Here is a 17,798-nt window from a genome sequence, read left to right as displayed (position 1 = left end):
TTAGGGAGCGGGGGTAATACCGAAACAGCAGTCGGTGTATTGAAAGATCATGTAGGAGTGGTCTTCGCCGGTGGCGGGAACGTTGCGCCACATGCCCCACAAGGGGGTAGGCAGGCCCGTCGGGTGCGTACAGGTTCCTCGACCATGGGGCCGGTCGATCATTCGTACGGTGGCACCGTTTCCGCTCGCACCAGGAATGGTGTTGTACTCGGGTGATGGAGCGACCATCTGCCAGCGGAACGCATCCTTACGCATGATGGGCTGCACCTTGCGCTCGCAGATGTTCGATCCACCGACGGTGCCGCGCAGCAGCCCGAGGCGGTGCATCAGGGCCATCGAGCGCGCAGCGATCAGCGAGGAAAAGCGGACGGTGTCCGAGGTACTGCTTGACTCGTCAAAGCCCGTCATTGGATAGAGCATCCCCCACTGCCCTGCTGCCCAGTGCAGATAGTTCAAGGGCTTGTCATTAACGATGGTGCTCATCGAGTCGATCGGCATGGTGGCCAGCGCGCTCACGGTGCCAAGGAACATGCTTTCAGGGTTCATGAACGCCGCGTATCGCCCCACAACATCGTTCCAGTTCGGAAACAGCGGACTCATGTTGATGACGTCGAAGTCCAGCAATCCGTCGGGCGCGCAGGCGTTCTCATCGAGCAGCCGCATCATGTAAATCAGAGGCGCGCTGTATGCGACCCAGTTGTAGAAGCCGTTGCTGCGGTCGGCCCGGCCGGTGTTGCTTCCAGAACCGAACCAGCCAATGCTGGGCATGGACGCACGCGTTCCCCCAAGCGAGGCAAAACACATGGGCTGGCGTGTGACGTCGATGACCTTGGCTGGAGCCCAGAATCCCACGGAGAACCCAATCTTCGGAAACTGGCCTTTCGAAATGTCCCCACCGCACTTGCACAGTGGGCTCTTGTAGGCGTCCTCGGGAACCCCGCTCTTTCCGGAGATCATCGTGGCACCTGCGATGCGGATCGGGAACATGCCGCTCCAACACACGTCAGTGAACATGTTCTTGAGCATCGAGTAGTTGTTGCACATCGTGCTGCGGGCCTCGGCCCAGGCGCTCGATGTGGCGGCCAACAGCACGGCGAACGCCACGCACCGGAAAAGGTGTGAAAGCATCTTGCTCATGGCCGATCCCCCGGCCGAACGTACTGGATCACCAGTTCCTGCCCCTCCGGCCGTACGAGCGCTGGAACGGCCTCCACACCGAACGCGCCCGACATCCAGTCATAGAGCGGGTATACCGGGGCGCCGATCTCTTGCTGAAGACGTGGGACCTCTGCCGAAGACACAAAGAAGACGTCCACGCTCCGGGCGCCGTACTGCTTCACCCATGACCGCGCCAGAGCGATCTGGCTCGCGTCCTGGCCGTTGATCACGACCACGGTCCGGTCGAACTTCGAATGCGCCAGCGGATTGACCAAGCCACCTGCAGGTGCGAGCACCTTGTACCTTCCCTGCTCCACCACGACCACGTCCTGCTGGACCGCAACGCGGGGCGAGTGCCGGATGCGCCTAGTCTCTCCAGCCGTCGGGAGCATGGACTGAGCTCGAACCTCGCCCCTAGAGGCCTTGTCGGCAAGTTTCGCCTGAATGCCGGCCCAGTCCAGCTTTGAGCCCTCCTTCTGGATTACGTCCAGCACGTCAGGTTCTGCGATGGTGTACATCGGCCCGATTTGCAATGGTCCGCGCTTGCGGACGTTCTCCACAGCGCCAAACAAGCTGATTTCTCCGCGTGATTCAAACCAGCTCTCCTTGTCCTTGACCAGGAACACGGGCACGGCTTGCGCCTCGACCTGGCGGAAGACGTTTGGATCCACGTCGATCAGAACGTACTCTGATGCGGGGTCGGGGAAGTGAGCTCTGAAGCCCGCGATGGTCCGGCCCAACTGGCGCGGTTCGAACCCGCGGACCGCAAAACGAACCTTCTCCGCGCCATACTCGTGCGCCTGGGCGAACAGCGCCCGTAGCGCACCGGCAGGCATCGAGGAAGAGATCAACACCACGATTTCTTCGGTGCCCTCAAGGGTGCGCTCGCGCTCCGCAATGTAGGGCTGCATGGGCGCAGAGAACTGCGACGCGGCCATTCGAGCCGCTTCCTCAAAAGAGGGGTTTCGCGTATCCGACGATGCGAGACTGCTCAACAGGCCCAAAGTAGCGGCTATCAAGGCTTTCCTTCTCGGTGCCATACGCAAACCAGGTGCCTTCTGGCACTTTGTACTTCGCATCAAAATCCCCAACAGTTTTTCCAGAAATCGACTTGGCCAGCCACAGTCGGTCGTAGGCCCAAGGCACCCCACGCATATACAGCTCGGTCCCCGCGATCTCCACCAGCTCGCCGGGTAGCGCCGCCACGATCTTGACGGCGCGTTGCCCTTCTCGGGCCCCGACTCCAAGGTTGGTAGCCGGATAGCTGAAGACCGCGTAGTCGCCGCGCTTCGGCGCGCGGATGGGTTTGCGGTAGTCCAGGAAGTACACATAGGACGGCAGACAGCTTGGGAATCCCAACAACCTCTGCACATCGAATCCAAGGCGGAACGGGGACGCAAGGATTGAGCCGCCGATGGCACCGGTGATAGCCGAAAGCGCGAGCGTCCAGCGGATGTACGACCCAGCCGTTCTACTCACGGCTTTTCCCCCGGAGAATCACCTCTGCCTCTTCGGGTGGAAGCCCACCGCGGGTGACGCGCTCCATCACCTCTCCTTGCCACTGCTTCTCGCGCGCACCGAGGAACTTGCAGTCCCGACCGGGCAGGAGCGCATCTCTTGCCTGCAGCGAGGCCTTGTGCTGAAACTCCGACCAGGACGAGTCACTGGCGTTGAACATGCGCGCGATCTCCACTGGCATGTCCACGACCGCGAGCAGTCGCTCGAGCCTCGCGCATTCATCCTTCTCGTTGAAGACGGCCGCCGCCCAAAGACCCGTGAGGACGACCGCAACGAAAACAATTGTTCGACCCAACATGTTTACCCTTTCAGCCGAACTCGGCGATGTAGTCGTTCACAGCGTCGACTGCAGGTTTGCCGCTATCGATGTCGGCCATGACCTGGCTACGCTCCCGTCCTTTGGTGGAGAAGAGGACCTGCGAGAAGCGATCGGTGATCAAGCGAAAAATCCCGATCCCCGAGGAGCAGATCACCATGAACTCGGAGTACTTGCCGAGTACCGTGTGCACGGAACCCATTTGCTGGAAGACGTTTGCGCCCAGGACGAGCTGTTTGGAGTCCTGGATGCGGGCAATTGATTCAGGGTTCTGCTTCATCACGATCTTGAAGTCGGAGTTCGTGGCAATGGCACGGCCCGAAGCCGACTCGTACAGGTCCGCAATATCTTGGGTGATCAAGATCCCGCATCCTTCGTACTTGCGGAATCGACGCCATGCGTCTTCGAGGAACCGCGCCACAATGGGATCCTTGAGGAGGTCCCATGCCTCGTCGAGCAGCAGGATCAAGGGCCGAGACTTGCCGGCCAGGTACATCTCGTGCTGAATCGCCGAGATCACCTGCATCAGAACCACCTGTTGGAGGACTTTGTTGGACTTGAGCTCTTCGAGCTCCAACACGACGAAGTCCTTCGAAAGGTCAACGTTCGCGCGCCCGTTGAACCAGGAGCCCATAGAGCCCTGCTTTGTGAACGAGAAGAGTTGAGCGCCAATGTCACTGATACGAGGGTCGTCCTGCTCCAGGAAGTAGGTGGCGACGTCGTCGATGGTCGAGGCATTCCCGTGGGACCCCCACACCGCCTTGATTCCCTGCTCAACTGACGACCGCTGGAAGTCTTCGAAGCCCTTCACAGGCGCCGCCATCTTCTCGATCAGTGCGCCAATGAGGGTCACCTCGTCATCGATCTTGACAACGTTCGTGAATGGGTTCAAGCAGATCCCAGAGTCGGCCCGAAAGTCAATGAACTCGCCCTTGTAGGCCTTGCACTGCTTGTAGTAGCTTCGGCCGACGTCGATGGTCCAGACTTTGGCGCCTGCGGCCAGGTAGTCGCTGACCACTTGCTGGGCCCAGAACGACTTGCCGGCACCTGATCCAGCAAAAACCACGGCGTTGTAGTTTGCAGAGCCTGAGTAAAAGTCCAGAGTGCCCACCTGCCCACGGCGCGTCGCGTAGAGCATCGCGGCCTTGTCACGCTCCGTGCCCTTCCACTCGCCCATCAGGGGGGCCAGTGCCAGCGCATGGCTAACGCCCATGGTCGAGTACCGAAACAGATTCTTGACCGACTCTGCGGTAGGCGCCAACGGAAGCAGGTTGGTGAATGCAGGGAGCACAATTCCCTTCTCTTCCTGCATGGTGATGTTGAGCGAGTCGTAGTAGGTTGCCAGCGCTGCCGTAGCGCCCGAAAGTAGTTCGCTGTCTGAATGGATCAGCGCAACACCGAGGCTCGCCTCGATGACGGGCTCACCGCGTTCGATGCAGTCCATCACGATGTCCATGCTGTTCTTCTTCGCAGCGAGGCGAGGAATGAACTTCAGCAATGGGCCAAAGGCTTGGTAGCTCGCGATGACCGATTTGGTCTTCATGTCGGACTTCTTTTTCGCCTGGTCCGGAAAATGAATGGACAGCGAGAGAAGGTACGGGCACCGCAACTGGTTGTTGTTGCCGAGGTAGTCGCCCAGCATCATGTAGCCCAGCGCGAGGCTGGCGCTCTTGGGAAGGGCTTTCACCCCCAGCACTCGGATGTCGGTCGCCTCGTTCAGCACCAGTCTGTCAAGCTCGGTGTCCAGGCGGTCCCCTGGCTGGAAGCACTGCTCGTCAAGCGTGAGGTTGTCGACCACTTCGATGTTCTGTGCGCCTTCCCCCGACTTATAGAGCGAGGCAATTAGGTCGACATAGTCCTTGCCGCGCATCGGCCGCCCGAAGATGCCTGCGGCACGCAGACTGTCCTCGTACTTCAGCTTCACGTCGCACAGAAACTTGGCTTCCTTTTCGGTCGGGTTCAGGCCCGCGATTGGAATCTTGAGGCTGATGATCAGGCGCCGATCGTGCATGAGCTGGCCTGAGCTTGGGAGCAGCGGCTCCTTCGCGCCAGCCTCGATGAACGCTGCGCGACGCGATGACACCTCCAGCAACGTCCGTTGCGTCTCGGAGCTCTCCACACGATGCATGCCCTCCGCCTTGACCTTCAGGTAGGACGTCGTGTACTGCTTGATGTGAGGGAGGCCGATCATGCTGAACTGCAGGAACGAGCCGGCCGGGAGTTGCAGAGACGATGCGTTCGCCAACATGTCCGCAGTCTGGTCGTCCGCACCAACCATGGGCGCAGATTCCCAGCAAACGCCGAGGTATCCCCCGCGGCACTGAAAGACATAGTTGTCAGAGTCGTATGCCAGGACCGGGATGTGGACGGATGGTCGGTTTCGCTTGGCCATCTAGCGATCTCCCAGGACTGCCTTCACCACATCGCCCGTGGCGTCAAAGACTTCCAGAGTCTCCGGCGCAGCCAGGATCAGCGGCTTGTTAACCACCAAGTAGCCCTGGTCAGCCAGTGACTTGGAGGCACGTTGGATTCGGTCGGAAAGCTGGGCCGCGTCGCTGATGCCGGCAGACCCAATGCCACCGCTCTTGAAAATTTCGTCGCTCACTTTCCGAATGTCGATCGTTGCGATCTTGATTTCCGGCGCGGCGTGATCCTGGTTCATCCGCGTGTATCCAAAGTACACGGACACAGACACCACCACGTACACCGCCAGTGCAATGGCGATCGATTTGACTACTTCCATATTCGTCCCCTAGAACAACAGATTCACGCGGCCAGCGAGCCACTCATTCACTGACTGAAGAGCGCTGGGCAGCGAGCGGCCCCGCTTCACAACAACAGGGCGAGCACCCGCGAAGTGCTTTTCAGCAACGTCCTCGATCACGGCCACTTCGTCAATGAGCTTCATCTCGAGGGCGACATCAGTGGTCCAGACTTCACCACCATCAATATCGGCGGCTGGGGAGAGCTTTCTTCGTTCCCGGACCTCCGAAGAGAATCTGGCGCCCAATGTCTTCACGATCTGCATCGCCTTCTCCTCGTTTGCCGCGGTCGAAGGGATGTAGGGATTCAGCATCGCCTTGTAGGGACCCGATGCGTAGGCCTTGTAGGTAACTCCAACCTTGTTGAGGAGGTCCGAGAAGTTCCCGTTCATCAGAACCGCCCCAATCGAGCCCACCAGCGAGTACGGACCTGCCGCAATGACAGAGCCTTCCAGGGCGATCATGTAGCCGGCGGACGCGCACAGCCGCTCACATACGGCAACCACTTTCTTCTCGGGGAACTCGCGAACCACCGACGCGATGCGATGTTTGATCCTCACCGCGTGATTGGGGTCTCCACCAGGCGAGTCGATGGCGAGAATGATCCCGCTCTTCGACGAGGCCATAGCGCGCTCAATTTGGCGATGCAGGCTGTCAATGTCTAGTGCCGGGCCGATCTCGCCCGTGATTCGGACGACTGGCACGACGTTTTGATCGTCCTTCTCTCCGCTGAACAAGATCAGTACGCAGAGCGTGAGTACCACGGCCACTACAGCGCCCCAGGCGAGGCGGCGCATCGTCTTCCAGCGTGCGTTCGCCCGCAGATCGCGGGAGGCGAGTTCGTAGTAGGTATCCATTGGAGTTTTCATTTCCTCAGCACCCCTGGTTCGCGATCGCCGCGGATCTGCACAAATGGCACGGAGGTTCCGCCGCTCCTGATCTCCTTCTCACCAACCTCCCAGCGGCGCTTCGAGATTTCGACGAAGGTGTAGCGTGCCCAGTGAAGGTTGTCCGCCTCATCAATCCAGGGTGCAATCCAGATCCGCGCTACCTCCGATCCCGACCGCAGGGGGCGAACCGCCCTGTCGCCCGGCACCTTGACGGCTGTGGCGTCAATCAGGCCGCGTGTCTCCTTGCTGGCCCTTGTGTCCTGGTTGAATCGCACAACGTCGCTGGAGCTGGCCTTCCAGCTCTTCGGCGTGCGGCCCATGCGTACCTCGGACGAGTTTCCATGGGTCGCCTCATAGACCTCGATTGGCGTCGGGCATCCCTCCTCCTTCTTGCAGGCGAACTCGGTCTCGCCGACGTTGAAGGTGGACGCGCAGCCGACGGTGGCTACCGAAGCAACGATCAATGCTGCGCCCAGGCCAATTCGATGGAGTTTGTTCTGTTCTGTCACTTGAGTGCCCCCAGGGTATTTCGTATTGCGGAATTAATGTCGTCGCTCAGCGACTCTGGCTTGGAGCTATCTCTTTCCGGCGTGCCAAAAGCTGCGCCGGATTGCCAGACAGGCTGCGCCTGGGGTTGCTTCGCAGGATCTTTTTGCGCCGCGGCTTCTCCACCCTTCGGCTGCGATGTCTGCCGGTGCAGCGCGGTTCTCACCGCACCATCGCCTGAGTCGGCGGCGATTCGGTTCAGCGAGGTCGATCCTTTGAGCGGGAGGGGTACGCCCTGGCTCACGACCACCGTGACCACTTCGCCCGCAGCCACGTCGATGACCGGGAACGTCTCTTCCGCGAGCTTCAAATAGTGCTTTGCGATGGCACTGGCGGTCTGGGAGAACCCGCCAGCAACGCCGCTTTGAAGCACTTGGCCCATGCTCTCGTCCTCGTAGATCGAGCCTGCACCAGGTGCCAGGTTGAGGGCAGGCACTCTTGACCTTTGGAGTGGGGACGCAAGTCCAGAGATGGTGCCGCCGAGGAGAGCATTTGCGATCAGCTGGCCCTGCTTGCTGGTAAGGCGGCCCGCAACACCTACTTGGCCATCTGAGCCGACGATGTAGGCAGACAAGGGCGTCTCCAGGACACCGCCATCGGGGCGCACGCAGGTCAGTGCCTCGCCGCGAAGAATCACGCGCTCAGTGGCCATCTGCCCGTAGCCGGAGGCCAGCAAAAAGCAGTCGCGCACGTCGATGGAAGCGAAGTTCGCAAGGATCGCCTCGCGCTTCACGCGGAACACCATAGGAATCGGGTTCTTTTGTGTCGCGGCCGACGTGGGCATGGACGCGCCGGTGAGCATCACCGCCGTGAACATAGAGCCCACGGGCATGAACACGTTCTGCGCCTTCTTCGCGTCAAAGGCGGCTTCAAACGCCTGCGCCTTCTCTTCCTTCACCTTCTTGAAGTCGAAGCTTTGGCCACTTGAATCGGTGATATTGATCTGGCGCGGCTGCACACTTGCGGCTGGCTGCCCGGGTTTTTCCGCAGCACTGGCTGGCGGCACGGCAGGTGCCGGGGCGCCGATTGGTCCGGCCCCAGCCAGAGGACGCGGCAAAGGTGGCGCGAGAGGTGGGGCAGCCTTGAGATCGAGAGTTTCGCGCTTGACATTGAACTCGGGCACCCGTTCAGCTGGTGCGTCCCGTTCGCGATCAGGCGAATCGCCATGTTTTGCACGGCTCTGTGGCTTCTCAAGTTCGGAAACCCGCTGATTGAGCGTCTCCATGGAGCTCTGCTGCTTTTCAGCGATCTTTGTCAGGTCGGAGAGGCTCTTACGGACTGAGTTCATGTCCGAGGTGAATTGCTCAACGCCTGTGAGCCCGCCCTCGCGATAGATAGTCACCTCCGGCTTCTTCAGGGAAGGGCTCTTCTGCTTCTTCTTGTCGCCCCAGACCGCCATCAGAAGTGCAACGCCAAAAAGAACGATGACGGCAGCGGTGATGTAGAGAACGCGCTTGGCCTTCAGCTTGTCAATTTCCATGCTGGGCTCCCGTCACTTCGAAGTGCGCCGACCAGCTGGCCGCTCTTCGGAAGCAAAGTCCTTGCTGAAGTCCGTCGCCTTCTCACTGATCAGAAAAGCGTACGTGAACTCCCCAGGTTGTAGCGAGACTTGCGGAAAGAAGGTGATAGCCTTGATGCCCTCGCGGTAGAACGCCCCCTCGTTCATGTCGATAGGGACAGTCCCTTCGTTCGTGAGCTTGTAGCGATAGATGTCCAGGTAGCTGCCCTGCATGACGAAGTTCGGCACGATGCGCACGTCATCAATGCGTGCTTCGCCGACCTCCAGTGGCACGGGCGAGAATCCAGGGACGTTCCCTCGAATCGCGCCTACCACCAGCGAGGCCAGCATCGCCTCGAAGTCGTTGGAAGCAGGCTTCACCACGGGGCCAACATCTGGCACGAGCGAAAGCTGCCTGACGGACCGGAAGTTCTCCAGCTTGACCAGCAAGTTCTGGCCCGGGATACCTGCCCTTGGGACAATCGTCAGGCTGATGGTCTGGGTCGGGTTGCCCTTGTCAAAGATGTAGATCCCGATGGGGTCGACACCAGAGGGGAGGTAATACACCTCGCTGCCCGTGATCTTGTGTTTCTCGGACTTCGGGTCGGTAATATCAACCACGATGGGATCTTCGAACGGAGTCGAGATTCGATTCAGAAAATCCGACGAGAGCGTGACCATCTCATTCACGCCCACCCGTGTGTGCAGGACAAAGGGCTTGAATTGTGGATCGTCGGGTTTCAAGCCCGGAAGGCGAATATCGCGGACTTCTGGGGGCGGTGCCATTCCCGCGCGGGTGCGCAGGTCGGCAGCTGCCTTCAACGCTTCGCTGGGCGCGCCGCGTTGGATGACCGTTTGCTTCGACTCCCCCTTGACCGAGACTGCACCTTCTTTCGCTGGAGCCTTCGCCTCCTCGCCTGGACCTGGTTGAGCGAATAACGTGTTTGCAAACGCACTGAGAATCAGCGCGGCAAATGCAGTCCACAATTTTCTGTTGCTATTGAACATGGGTATTAATCGGCCTTAATTGCTGGTTTTTCTTTCAACTCGGTTTGAATCGCCTCCTTCAGGTTGCGTACGGGCAGGTCGCGCTGCACGATAATTCCCTGAGCGTCGATTTCACTGGCTGCCTGGGCCTCTGGAGTTTCCTCTCGGCGCTGCACAGGCTGTCGTGCCGGTTCAATGTCCTCGATCTTGTTCTTCGCTTTCCCCATGAGAATGGTGAGACTCTGTGGAATGTTTCCTACATAGGACGTGAAATGCGTAATCCATGGTCTGCCATCGGAAATTGCGACGGTTAGCTCATAGACAATATTCCGCGTCTTATCTACGCCTGCTCCTTTTGTCCGCAGTGTCCCAATCACGAACACCCGATCAGTCTCCTTTTCATAGTGAACTTGACTAGGTGAGAAGTCGGTGCTTACTGCAGCCGCATTCAGGACTGGATCCTTGATTACTTCAAGTGCTTGCTTGCGGAACTCACCGAATATCGCTGGCGAGACAAAAGTTGACATCGTGTCGATAATCCCGGGCGCGGAGAGCGGCTGGAGATTTGCGACTTGGTTCACAAAGAATAGTCCGAAAGCCTTCTTGTATTCGGCATTTGCCGCCCTGGAACCAATCTCCGCCCCTTGCGTCATTTGAGGAGGGATCACACGCGTGACAACTTCTCGTGACGAGTAGGAGAACATAAATATCACTGAGGCCATGGCGAGCAGCACGTTCGTGGCAAGCGAACCGGCCAGTGCGAACTGCATCCAGCTCAGGTTTTGTGCGTATTTTTTGAAATCCATTTTTAGTCGTCGAATCGTCGATTGAGGCCGCTGTCGTGAACCGAGTTCATCCGAATCAGCCCGGGCCACCACAGCATATGAAACAACAGGCCTCGCATATTCGATCCCTTGACACGTGCGAATGCTTTTGTGAAAGCTATCGACGCCACGATGGCAAGGAATGTCATATCCCAGAGATAGAGAATCACAAAAATTGTGAGGGCCGGAATAAATTCATCGGCCTCCCAGAAGAGGATATGCGGAGGATCGTCGACGATCGCGGATGGGATATCGATAGTTCTCATTGCAGAATTGCCCTTATCTCGATCACTGGGTTATCTGTAGCCATTACCTTCATTCCGGCCACAACGAACTTCCCGCGCTGATAGCCCGCTGCCAGGAACTTGGGCAAGACCTGCTCCGCCCATGCCTTGTCGATGCCCTCAAGGTCGGTCTCTGTCGCGACGACGAAATCCACCAAGTAGCGTTCCGCGTCTTTTGGCAGGAGCGATGTGGTTTTGACGCCTTGAAGGTCCGCCTCGCCATGGCGTACGGCAACGCGCGCGATCTGCTTCGTCGACAACGCAGCCGAACCGACGGACGCCTTCCCAGGCTTGGTTCTCACGTAACGCACTGGCTTGTCCCAGACGACGATGGCGAGGTCATCGACGCGGTCGGCGTTTCGTGCCCCATAGACCGGCGCGCCCGCCATGTCCGCAAGCCGGTAGGCCTCTTGCCGTGGCGGCAGCGGGGCCGAGCATCCGGCGACCAGCGCGCAAACCGGGATCAGGATGGCCGCAGCCTTCAAGCAGTGGGTAACAAACATGTCTTGCAAGGAGGATTGGTGCATTTGGTGCGTTATGTTACGCCATTCAGCGACCAGACACCAAGAACAATTTTGTTATCACCTCTGTTTTTCGCGTTTGTTGCGTCAAAACGTATAATTGTTTCGTTACTTTCATCTAAACAAGGAGCCTTCATGCGCCCTGCCTTGCCTGTTCTTTTAGCGTTCTGCGCCGTTGCGCTGACGGGTTGTGCGACGGCACCCGCCCCTTGCTTGTCCTTTGGGGACCAGCACCGCATTTATCGAGCCGAGGCCTCGGGCGTGTACGACGCGTCGGCCCGAGCAGCAGTTTTCAAGAAGATCGGCTGCGAGATCCCGGATCCCCAAGCAAGGGTGTCGCGCCTGGAAGGAAGGCCTGAGCTGGTTGCAAGCGACTCCATCCCGCAAATCTACTCATGGTTTGGCAACTCCCAGGATGCGGCCGCGTGGGCGGCTAGCTACGCCGCGCGTCATCGAAGCGCGGAAGTCAGCCGCGCGCTTGCTCAGGCCTTCGAGCGCAACGAGCGCCCGACAGCCACCGCGCTCTACGCAATGGCCCTGAATCAAGGCAGCGTGGAATCTGCTCATGACCTAGCCTTCGCCTACCTTCACGGCTGGGACGGACAGGCCAAAAGCCCATGGGCGGCGTACTACTGGTACCACCACGGTGCGATGCGAGGCATCCCCGAGAGCCTCAAAGCATGTGTCGCGCTGGAGGAGACCTTGTACGCAGCAACACCCGCATACGTCACGCCTTGCAAGACCATCGCCGCAGGAGGCCTCAAGTGAAGAAGCTTCCACTTCGCCTGCGTCCGGCCTGGCGCACCTACGTTCTGAACATCGGCTGCTCACTCGCCTTTCTGGCACTGGCCCTCTACGTGGGCCTTGACACGTGGTCATCGCCCGTGGTGCAAGAGACGGTCGTGTACTGGCTCAACGGCCTCGCTCTGCTGGCCGCGGGACCTGCCCTGTATTGGCGCTATTCCCACCTCTACGTCCTGGAGGATGGCCGTGTCACCTCGCGAAAGGGCATCTTCAGCGTGAGCACGACCACCGTGATGTTGCGGGACGTGCGGTCTGTGAACATGACTCAGTCGCTCATCGGCCGAATCTTCGATGTCGGCACCCTCACCTTCAACACCGCCGCGGCCGACGAACCCGACGTGCTGTTCGATGACATCTACACGCCAAGAACGGTGATGCAGCTAGCCCAGCGTTGCATCGCCTCTCCCGGAAAAACGTCCACCGATTGAGGAAGTCATGTCGAAACCCAAGCGCACACTTCGCGAGCTTCTCCCTGTCATCGAGTTCGGCGGGCGAGAAGACCTGCTGACGGCAGGATCTATCGCTGCAGGACTGACCCTGGCCAATCCCGGAATCGCATCACTCGCCAGCAGCTTTGTGAGCAGCCTCTCAGCAAGTGCCCCGATTGCGTCGGCTATTTCCTCCGGTGTGATTGGAGCATCGGCAATGGGCCTCTCAGCGGCTGGGGCATGGCGGCTGGGGCGGACCATGCGCGAAGTCGCGCTGTCGCCAAGACGGGCGCACGAGTCCAAGGTGAATATCCTTTCGGATGTAGATCTGCCCTCCCCCGCACGATGGAACGACTGGGACGGGATGATGCTTGGCTATGACGTCGTCACTGGCCGCCCTGTGACCGTGGACTGGGAGCACTGGATGCGACATGCGCTCATTGCAGGGCAATCAGGTGTCGGGAAGACCGTCCTTGCCGAGTGGGTCACACTCCAGCAGATAGCGCGTGGTGGCGGCGTTGTCTTCGTGGACGGAAAGATTGACTCGGACAATCTCCAGAAGATCTATGCGATGGCCTGCTGGGCCGGACGAGCGGCGGACCTACGCGTCATCCATGCCGGAGACCCGAACCTGTCCAACACTTACAACCCGGTCCTGTTTGGGGACCCGGACGAGATCGCCTCCCGCGTCCTGTCGCTCATCCCCGCGAGCGAGGGAAGCCCTGGCACCGACTACTATCGCCAGGCTGCGAATCAGGCCATCGCGACCCTCGTGAATGCTTTCAATGACATTCCGGCAAACCAGCACATCGCCGGCATGCGGGGAATCGGGTACAACTTTCTGGACCTTGCCATTGCATTGCAATCGCCCGCGGCCATGATGCACCTCGAGCGCCAAGTGAACCTGGACTCCGAAGGCGGGCGGATGTTCAAGCTCTGGCTAGACCAGTTCAAGGTCGCCTCGCGAGAGGCTGGCGGCAATCCGACCCTCGACATGAAGAAGATGCGCGATCTATTCGGCGGGATTGGCGGTCGTCTATATGGCTTCGGGACTGGCAGCTTTGGGCAGTTCACGAACACCTATAGTCCGGAGTGCAACCTGTTCGAAGACATCATGGCGAACAGGATCATCTACGTCGCCCTCCCCACGATGGGAAAGGCCGAAGCGGCGTCGAACTTCGGGAAGATGTTCACCGGGGACTATCGGACCGCCATCAGCTGGATCCAGCAGCTTCCGAAGCATATGCGACCATGGCCCCCAACTCTTGGCCTCTTCGACGAGGCGGGGAGCTACGCCACGCAATCGTGGGCTCGGATGTTCGAGCAAGGTCGATCAGCGCACCAAGCCCTGGTCCCAGCCATTCAGACCATTGCGAACCTGGATTCCGTGAGCCCGGAGTTCCGCTCGATGGTCGTCGGGAACACCTGGACAAAGATCTTCTTCAAGCTCGGTGAAGAGGAGACTGTCGCGGCTGGTTCGGCAATGTTCGGAGAGGAGGAAGCAATGGCCTACAGCGTGAGCAGCAGCCGTTCGTCGGCGACAGGCGCGAGCGAAGGTCAGCTTTCCACGGCGAATCGCACCCGCTCGGACGGCATGGGCATCACGAAGCGCTCCGAGCGTGTACCTCGGGTCCACCCGACGACCTTTCAGAAGCTGGGCAAGGGCGAGGCACTCGTCCTGTATGGCAACTCGCAGATCTACCACATCAAGATTCCCAAGTTCGACTTCACGGCAGACTTCTACAAATCCATCGGGCAGTACGCGGTGAATCGCCTCGCGACTCCTACGGTCAAGGGACTGGACTTCTACAAGAACCCACAGCGGTGGACCTCTTCCGAGAGCCAAGGGGGTACCTCCTCGCGTGGCGCCGGGCGCGGCCTTAGTCCTCTGTAAGGAGCAAGAATGCTGCGAGCCTTGCTCTCCGTTTTCATTGGCTGGAACATCATCGCGCTGGCTGCCGGCGCCCTCTTCTCTGATCAGCCACTGGACCTCGTCTACTCCCTGGTGCTCTTCTTGATGGTGATGGCCGCGGCGGGCGCGTTCGCGGCCCTCTCGTTCACCGATTTCGACCTATTCGACTCCGAGTGGAAGGGGCTACTTGGAAGGGCAGCGGGCCAGACGCGCTTCGAAATCAAGAACTCGATGGGTGCCTTGCCGACAGTACGGTTCTACCTAGCGGCCACTCCGGGAACGCCGGCTCAAGAGCTGTGTGTCAAGCGCGCGCGGATCGGCGACATGACAATGTGGTGGGACCCGCAGCTGAGGGGATGGTGGAACCGATATAGGGCGTCGCACCCCGACCATGCTGCGGTCATGACGGCCTGTGCCGAGTTCCTCCAGGCAAATCGGTCCGTGCCAGCAACGTTCCATCCTCAAGGCCACGGGGGAGCCAGTCTTATCGACCACTCGCAGAACGTGGTTCTGATGATGCACCGTCATTGCGCGGAATGGAGATACACGGGGCACCACAACAAGGCAGGGGCAAAGATGTTCGAGCTTCTGGATCGGTCCAAGCCTTCTCACGCGTTCGACGCTGACGACCCGCTGCCACCCCTCGCTGCATTCGCGCACGACATAGGTAAAGCGATCTGCTACCAAGAGGGAAAGGCTGGTGTCTGGACCGAAGTGCATGCGGACCATGACACCATCGGCGCGCGAATTCTGAGGATGCTTCCAGAATGCGAGCGATTGGACACGGCGGAACTGATGCGGCTCCTCATCGCAGTGGGCTATTACCACAAGATCTCCCACATTCCCGGGACGCCGAGGATCGACGATCGAGCCCGAAGCCTCACTGAACTCCTCTATCGCGTCGACAACCTCACCGGGATTGAGGAGGCAAAGGGCCGTCTCATTGGCACAAGTGAGGACGCACAAGGACCGGTTGACAATGTCGAGCCTGCCCTTTTGGGGAACGCACAGCCTGCGATTCCTGCTCCCTTTCAGACGCCCATGGATGAAGCCGACTTCGCGCAAAGTACCGTGCACGCTTGGGATCAGTCCACCGGTGTACAAGGCATTGCCGCGCCCGCATCGATGCAGAATTTCGACACGGCCGCCATGGAGGAGCCTGACCGTGCGGAGTTGTGGGGCGAGCTCGCCGGCCGGGAAGTGGAGCCAGAAGTCTCCTATCGAGCCGAGCCACAACGAGAAGCAGGACCGCCACCGCAACACGCTGAGTCGATCTCCAACGCGTTGAGCTCCTGGGAGGCTCCTAGCATGGACCATGGGCTTCGGTTTGAAGCTCTGCTCGCTCTTCTGCAGGGGGCGCAACATGGAAGCGGCAATGCCAGGGGACGAGGTCTGGCGTATCGGTTCGGAGACTGGGCTTACCTGATGATGGACGAAATCATCGCGGGCCTTCAGGCCAACTGCTACCCTGTGCCCGAAGAACTGCTCCACAGCGCGGACTGTGCCTCGATCTTCGAGCAGAGCATTTGCCGCGTCCTGGAAGACAAGCAGGCACTGTTCCGCCTGCACGCGGGGAAATACTATCCGCCATCTGCGTCCATCTTCCTCGTGAAAAAGGAGCCCTCTGCGAGTGTTGCACGGCGGGCGATCATCGCCCTGGCCACGAGCATCGACGTGGAACACTCCGAAGAGGCCAAGCGCCCATCGTTTATCGCGGAGCCAGTGTTCCCGTCCCAAGGTGAATCGCACGATCAGCTTGTGCAGAGGGCACTCGTGAAGAGGCAGGCGACCGTCGGGAAGAGTCCCTCAAAGAAGAAGGATCTGGGCGGCCCACTAGGCGATCCGCTAGCGTTTGACGCATCGCTGCTATTCGCCTGGCAGACGTCGAACCCAGGCTCGAACCCGATGGTTCGGACAGACATGGGCTCGTTGTTCCTTGTCGAGGCGGTGGAGGCAATGAACATGTTGCCGCCCCAAAGGTCGAGCCTTGCTGAGCATGAAGGACGCAGCTACTACCTGGTACCAAAATCCCCCAGCCGACGCCGATAAGGTGCAAGCTGGGATCCGAGAATGAAAAAAGCCACCCGAAGGTGGCTTTTTGTATTGCGCGATCAGAACTTGTCACGCAGGGAGCGCTTCTAGCGTGCTCGATTCGGACTCTTCGTCCGTGGTGTGACGGGCGATGATCGACTTGTCGATACCTCGCTCTGTCCACCACCGCTTGTAGGCAGGGGTACCCCGCCGCGTCACCACCGAGAAGTAGGGCCCTACCAGTTGGTCCAGGCCCAGGCTGGACATGAGCACCTTGGCCTCTTCCTGCACCGGTTTGAGCTGGATTTCCGCCTCTGCCAGCCGCTTCACCTGGCCATGGTACATACCAATCGCGTCCTTCAGGGGCACATCCAAAGGCTTGGCACGTGAACAGTTAAAGGCGAGTACCGGCTTGCTCCGGTATCTGTCGATCTCGTCCTCTGTGGCGCCCACTTCCTCGATGATCGCGCGCCAGTCCGTCTTTGGCTTTGGCGTAACCTGCTTCAGCTGGAAGCCGTCTACGCGTTGCCCCTCCGACATGGCTTGGACTAGAGTTTGCTTCGAACCAAGGACCAACTCTTCTGCGGCAAGCTTCTCTCGGATGAGAGGTTCGATCTTCTCGATGAACTCCATGAACCGGGGGCCTCCCGCCGGCGCCACGTTCTTGCGCAACGAGTCGATGAATCGCTCCTCGGCCGCAAGCAACTTTCGCGCAAGGAACTGGAGCTGCCCAGAGTTGTAGGTCACCGTGGCGATGTCCTCGAGCTCGGGATGACCAGCGCAGAAATAGCCTACGAGATCGGGCCTCCAGGTGTCAGGGTGGCCGTGGTAGACCAGGAACTGATGTGCCAGCTGCGGTGTGTAGTACTCCGGGATTTCCTGAAGCAATGCGCGCTGGTAGCACTTCTCGCTGCCCTTGATCTCGGTGATTCGGTCGTCGAAGGAAACACCATCGAACGACGAACGGATCCGCCGGTTGAACTCGCACTCTCCGAACGATGGCATCAGCGGAATGCCTGTCCGCCGTTCGAAGCGTTCGCGGATTATTGGCTCAAGCTCAGTGCCCCGCCGCATTGCCTCATTGGTCTGCACCTTGAAGCAGTCATAGCCGCGCTTTTCGAAGAACAGCGCGTTGATGTGTCGGACCCACGAAGGGGGTTCGACCAGGCCTTCGGCGGCTGCGATGATGATTGCATCAGAGCCGCCTATCCCACGCTGGCGCCACTTGTGCCATTCGGCGGTGTCAGGTGTGCCGGACTGCGCCTTGAAGTTTACGTAGATCATGAATTCTCCTGTTTATGAACCCGGCCTCGCCGGTA

18 protein-coding genes are annotated in these 17,798 nt (G+C 59.6%); 4 read left to right on the top strand and 14 right to left on the bottom strand.

The features are described from left to right. Genes C8C94_RS25005 through C8C94_RS24945 form a run of 13 tightly spaced genes read right to left on the bottom strand, consistent with a single transcriptional unit; the run spans position 1 to position 11,310 of the window. A complete protein-coding gene (locus C8C94_RS25005; protein WP_233573618.1) occupies positions 1–1,137 on the bottom strand; it encodes a TraU family protein in 1,137 nt (378 codons plus the stop codon). Beyond that, on the bottom strand, positions 1,134–2,069 hold the full coding sequence (locus C8C94_RS25000) for a TrbC family F-type conjugative pilus assembly protein (protein WP_158603856.1): 936 nt from the start codon (positions 2,067–2,069) through the stop codon (positions 1,134–1,136). Before C8C94_RS25000 ends, C8C94_RS25005 begins: the two co-directional genes overlap by 4 nt. Before the next feature lie 40 nt (positions 2,070–2,109). Further along, the gene (lepB, locus tag C8C94_RS24995; RefSeq protein WP_055400077.1) at positions 2,110–2,637 is read right to left on the bottom strand and encodes a signal peptidase I; all 528 of its coding nucleotides are present in this window, start codon (positions 2,635–2,637) and stop codon (positions 2,110–2,112) included. Next, the gene (locus tag C8C94_RS24990) at positions 2,630–2,974 is read right to left on the bottom strand and encodes a hypothetical protein (RefSeq protein WP_121423110.1); all 345 of its coding nucleotides are present in this window, start codon (positions 2,972–2,974) and stop codon (positions 2,630–2,632) included. The genes lepB and C8C94_RS24990 overlap by 8 nt, the downstream gene beginning before the upstream one ends. A 10-nt stretch (positions 2,975–2,984) precedes the next feature. After that, positions 2,985–5,384 carry a type IV secretion system protein TraC gene (gene traC / locus C8C94_RS24985; protein WP_121423109.1) on the bottom strand — a complete coding sequence of 800 codons (2,400 nt, stop codon included), beginning with the start codon at positions 5,382–5,384 and terminating at the stop codon, positions 2,985–2,987. Then, complete coding sequence (locus C8C94_RS24980; protein ID WP_055400072.1) at positions 5,385–5,735, bottom strand: hypothetical protein; 351 nt, start codon at positions 5,733–5,735, stop codon at positions 5,385–5,387. A 9-nt stretch (positions 5,736–5,744) separates the two neighbouring features. Next, the gene (locus tag C8C94_RS24975) at positions 5,745–6,611 is read right to left on the bottom strand and encodes a S49 family peptidase (protein WP_055400069.1); all 867 of its coding nucleotides are present in this window, start codon (positions 6,609–6,611) and stop codon (positions 5,745–5,747) included. A gap of 8 nt (positions 6,612–6,619) precedes the next feature. After that, positions 6,620–7,153, bottom strand: coding sequence for a type IV conjugative transfer system lipoprotein TraV (gene traV, locus C8C94_RS24970; RefSeq protein ID WP_121423108.1), 534 nt, complete (start codon positions 7,151–7,153; stop codon positions 6,620–6,622). Next, positions 7,150–8,670, bottom strand: coding sequence for a TrbI/VirB10 family protein (locus C8C94_RS24965; RefSeq protein ID WP_121423107.1), 1,521 nt, complete (start codon positions 8,668–8,670; stop codon positions 7,150–7,152). Before C8C94_RS24965 ends, traV begins: the two co-directional genes overlap by 4 nt. Positions 8,671–8,682: 12 nt before the next feature. Further along, a complete protein-coding gene (locus C8C94_RS24960) occupies positions 8,683–9,696 on the bottom strand; it encodes a type-F conjugative transfer system secretin TraK (RefSeq protein ID WP_121423106.1) in 1,014 nt (337 codons plus the stop codon). Positions 9,697–9,701: 5 nt separating this feature from the next. Continuing rightward, a complete protein-coding gene (locus C8C94_RS24955) occupies positions 9,702–10,481 on the bottom strand; it encodes a TraE/TraK family type IV conjugative transfer system protein (protein ID WP_121423105.1) in 780 nt (259 codons plus the stop codon). A gap of 2 nt (positions 10,482–10,483) precedes the next feature. Next, positions 10,484–10,765: a type IV conjugative transfer system protein TraL gene (gene traL / locus C8C94_RS24950; protein WP_055400059.1), complete on the bottom strand. Its 282-nt coding sequence runs from the start codon at positions 10,763–10,765 to the stop codon at positions 10,484–10,486. Then, positions 10,762–11,310, bottom strand: a complete 549-nt coding sequence (locus tag C8C94_RS24945; RefSeq protein WP_121423104.1) for a hypothetical protein — start codon at positions 11,308–11,310, stop codon at positions 10,762–10,764. Before C8C94_RS24945 ends, traL begins: the two co-directional genes overlap by 4 nt. Positions 11,311–11,439: 129 nt before the next feature. On the opposite strand from C8C94_RS24945, the gene C8C94_RS25685 reads away from it, so the two are divergent. From C8C94_RS25685 to C8C94_RS24930, 4 genes are read left to right on the top strand one after another with little or no spacing between them, the layout of a single operon-like run. Continuing rightward, a complete protein-coding gene (locus C8C94_RS25685; RefSeq protein ID WP_158603855.1) occupies positions 11,440–12,072 on the top strand; it encodes a hypothetical protein in 633 nt (210 codons plus the stop codon). Then, complete coding sequence (locus C8C94_RS24940) at positions 12,069–12,536, top strand: PH domain-containing protein (RefSeq protein ID WP_055400053.1); 468 nt, start codon at positions 12,069–12,071, stop codon at positions 12,534–12,536. The genes C8C94_RS25685 and C8C94_RS24940 overlap by 4 nt, the downstream gene beginning before the upstream one ends. A 7-nt stretch (positions 12,537–12,543) precedes the next feature. Beyond that, positions 12,544–14,430, top strand: coding sequence for a type IV secretory system conjugative DNA transfer family protein (locus C8C94_RS24935; RefSeq protein ID WP_121423102.1), 1,887 nt, complete (start codon positions 12,544–12,546; stop codon positions 14,428–14,430). 9 nt (positions 14,431–14,439) lie between these two features. Next, a complete protein-coding gene (locus C8C94_RS24930) occupies positions 14,440–16,497 on the top strand; it encodes a hypothetical protein (RefSeq protein WP_121423101.1) in 2,058 nt (685 codons plus the stop codon). Positions 16,498–16,569: 72 nt separating this feature from the next. Here C8C94_RS24930 and C8C94_RS24925 read toward each other — a convergent pair whose 3' ends face one another. Continuing rightward, positions 16,570–17,763, bottom strand: coding sequence for a YqaJ viral recombinase family protein (locus tag C8C94_RS24925; RefSeq protein WP_121423100.1), 1,194 nt, complete (start codon positions 17,761–17,763; stop codon positions 16,570–16,572). Positions 17,764–17,798 lie beyond the last annotated feature (35 nt).

Source organism: Acidovorax sp. 94, assembly GCF_003634645.1.
GTDB classification, from domain to species: domain Bacteria; phylum Pseudomonadota; class Gammaproteobacteria; order Burkholderiales; family Burkholderiaceae_C; genus Acidovorax; species Acidovorax facilis.
Note: the sequence above shows the minus strand (reverse complement) of the source record. Positions and strands in the feature narration are given on the sequence as shown.

Coding starts and splice junctions, on each gene's coding strand:
- C8C94_RS24960 (WP_121423106.1), bottom strand. CDS start 9,696: ATGTTCAATAGCAACAGAAAATTGTGGACTGCATTTGCCGCGCTGATT.
- traC (WP_121423109.1), bottom strand. CDS start 5,384: ATGGCCAAGCGAAACCGACCATCCGTCCACATCCCGGTCCTGGCATAC.
- C8C94_RS25000 (WP_158603856.1), bottom strand. CDS start 2,069: ATGCAGCCCTACATTGCGGAGCGCGAGCGCACCCTTGAGGGCACCGAA.
- C8C94_RS24990 (WP_121423110.1), bottom strand. CDS start 2,974: ATGTTGGGTCGAACAATTGTTTTCGTTGCGGTCGTCCTCACGGGTCTT.
- C8C94_RS24925 (WP_121423100.1), bottom strand. CDS start 17,763: ATGATCTACGTAAACTTCAAGGCGCAGTCCGGCACACCTGACACCGCC.
- C8C94_RS25685 (WP_158603855.1), top strand. CDS start 11,440: ATGCGCCCTGCCTTGCCTGTTCTTTTAGCGTTCTGCGCCGTTGCGCTG.
- C8C94_RS24930 (WP_121423101.1), top strand. CDS start 14,440: ATGCTGCGAGCCTTGCTCTCCGTTTTCATTGGCTGGAACATCATCGCG.
- C8C94_RS24975 (WP_055400069.1), bottom strand. CDS start 6,611: ATGGATACCTACTACGAACTCGCCTCCCGCGATCTGCGGGCGAACGCA.
- C8C94_RS24955 (WP_121423105.1), bottom strand. CDS start 10,481: ATGGATTTCAAAAAATACGCACAAAACCTGAGCTGGATGCAGTTCGCA.
- C8C94_RS24945 (WP_121423104.1), bottom strand. CDS start 11,310: ATGCACCAATCCTCCTTGCAAGACATGTTTGTTACCCACTGCTTGAAG.
- C8C94_RS25005 (WP_233573618.1), bottom strand. CDS start 1,137: ATGAGCAAGATGCTTTCACACCTTTTCCGGTGCGTGGCGTTCGCCGTG.
- C8C94_RS24935 (WP_121423102.1), top strand. CDS start 12,544: ATGTCGAAACCCAAGCGCACACTTCGCGAGCTTCTCCCTGTCATCGAG.
- C8C94_RS24965 (WP_121423107.1), bottom strand. CDS start 8,670: ATGGAAATTGACAAGCTGAAGGCCAAGCGCGTTCTCTACATCACCGCT.
- traL (WP_055400059.1), bottom strand. CDS start 10,765: ATGAGAACTATCGATATCCCATCCGCGATCGTCGACGATCCTCCGCAT.
- C8C94_RS24980 (WP_055400072.1), bottom strand. CDS start 5,735: ATGGAAGTAGTCAAATCGATCGCCATTGCACTGGCGGTGTACGTGGTG.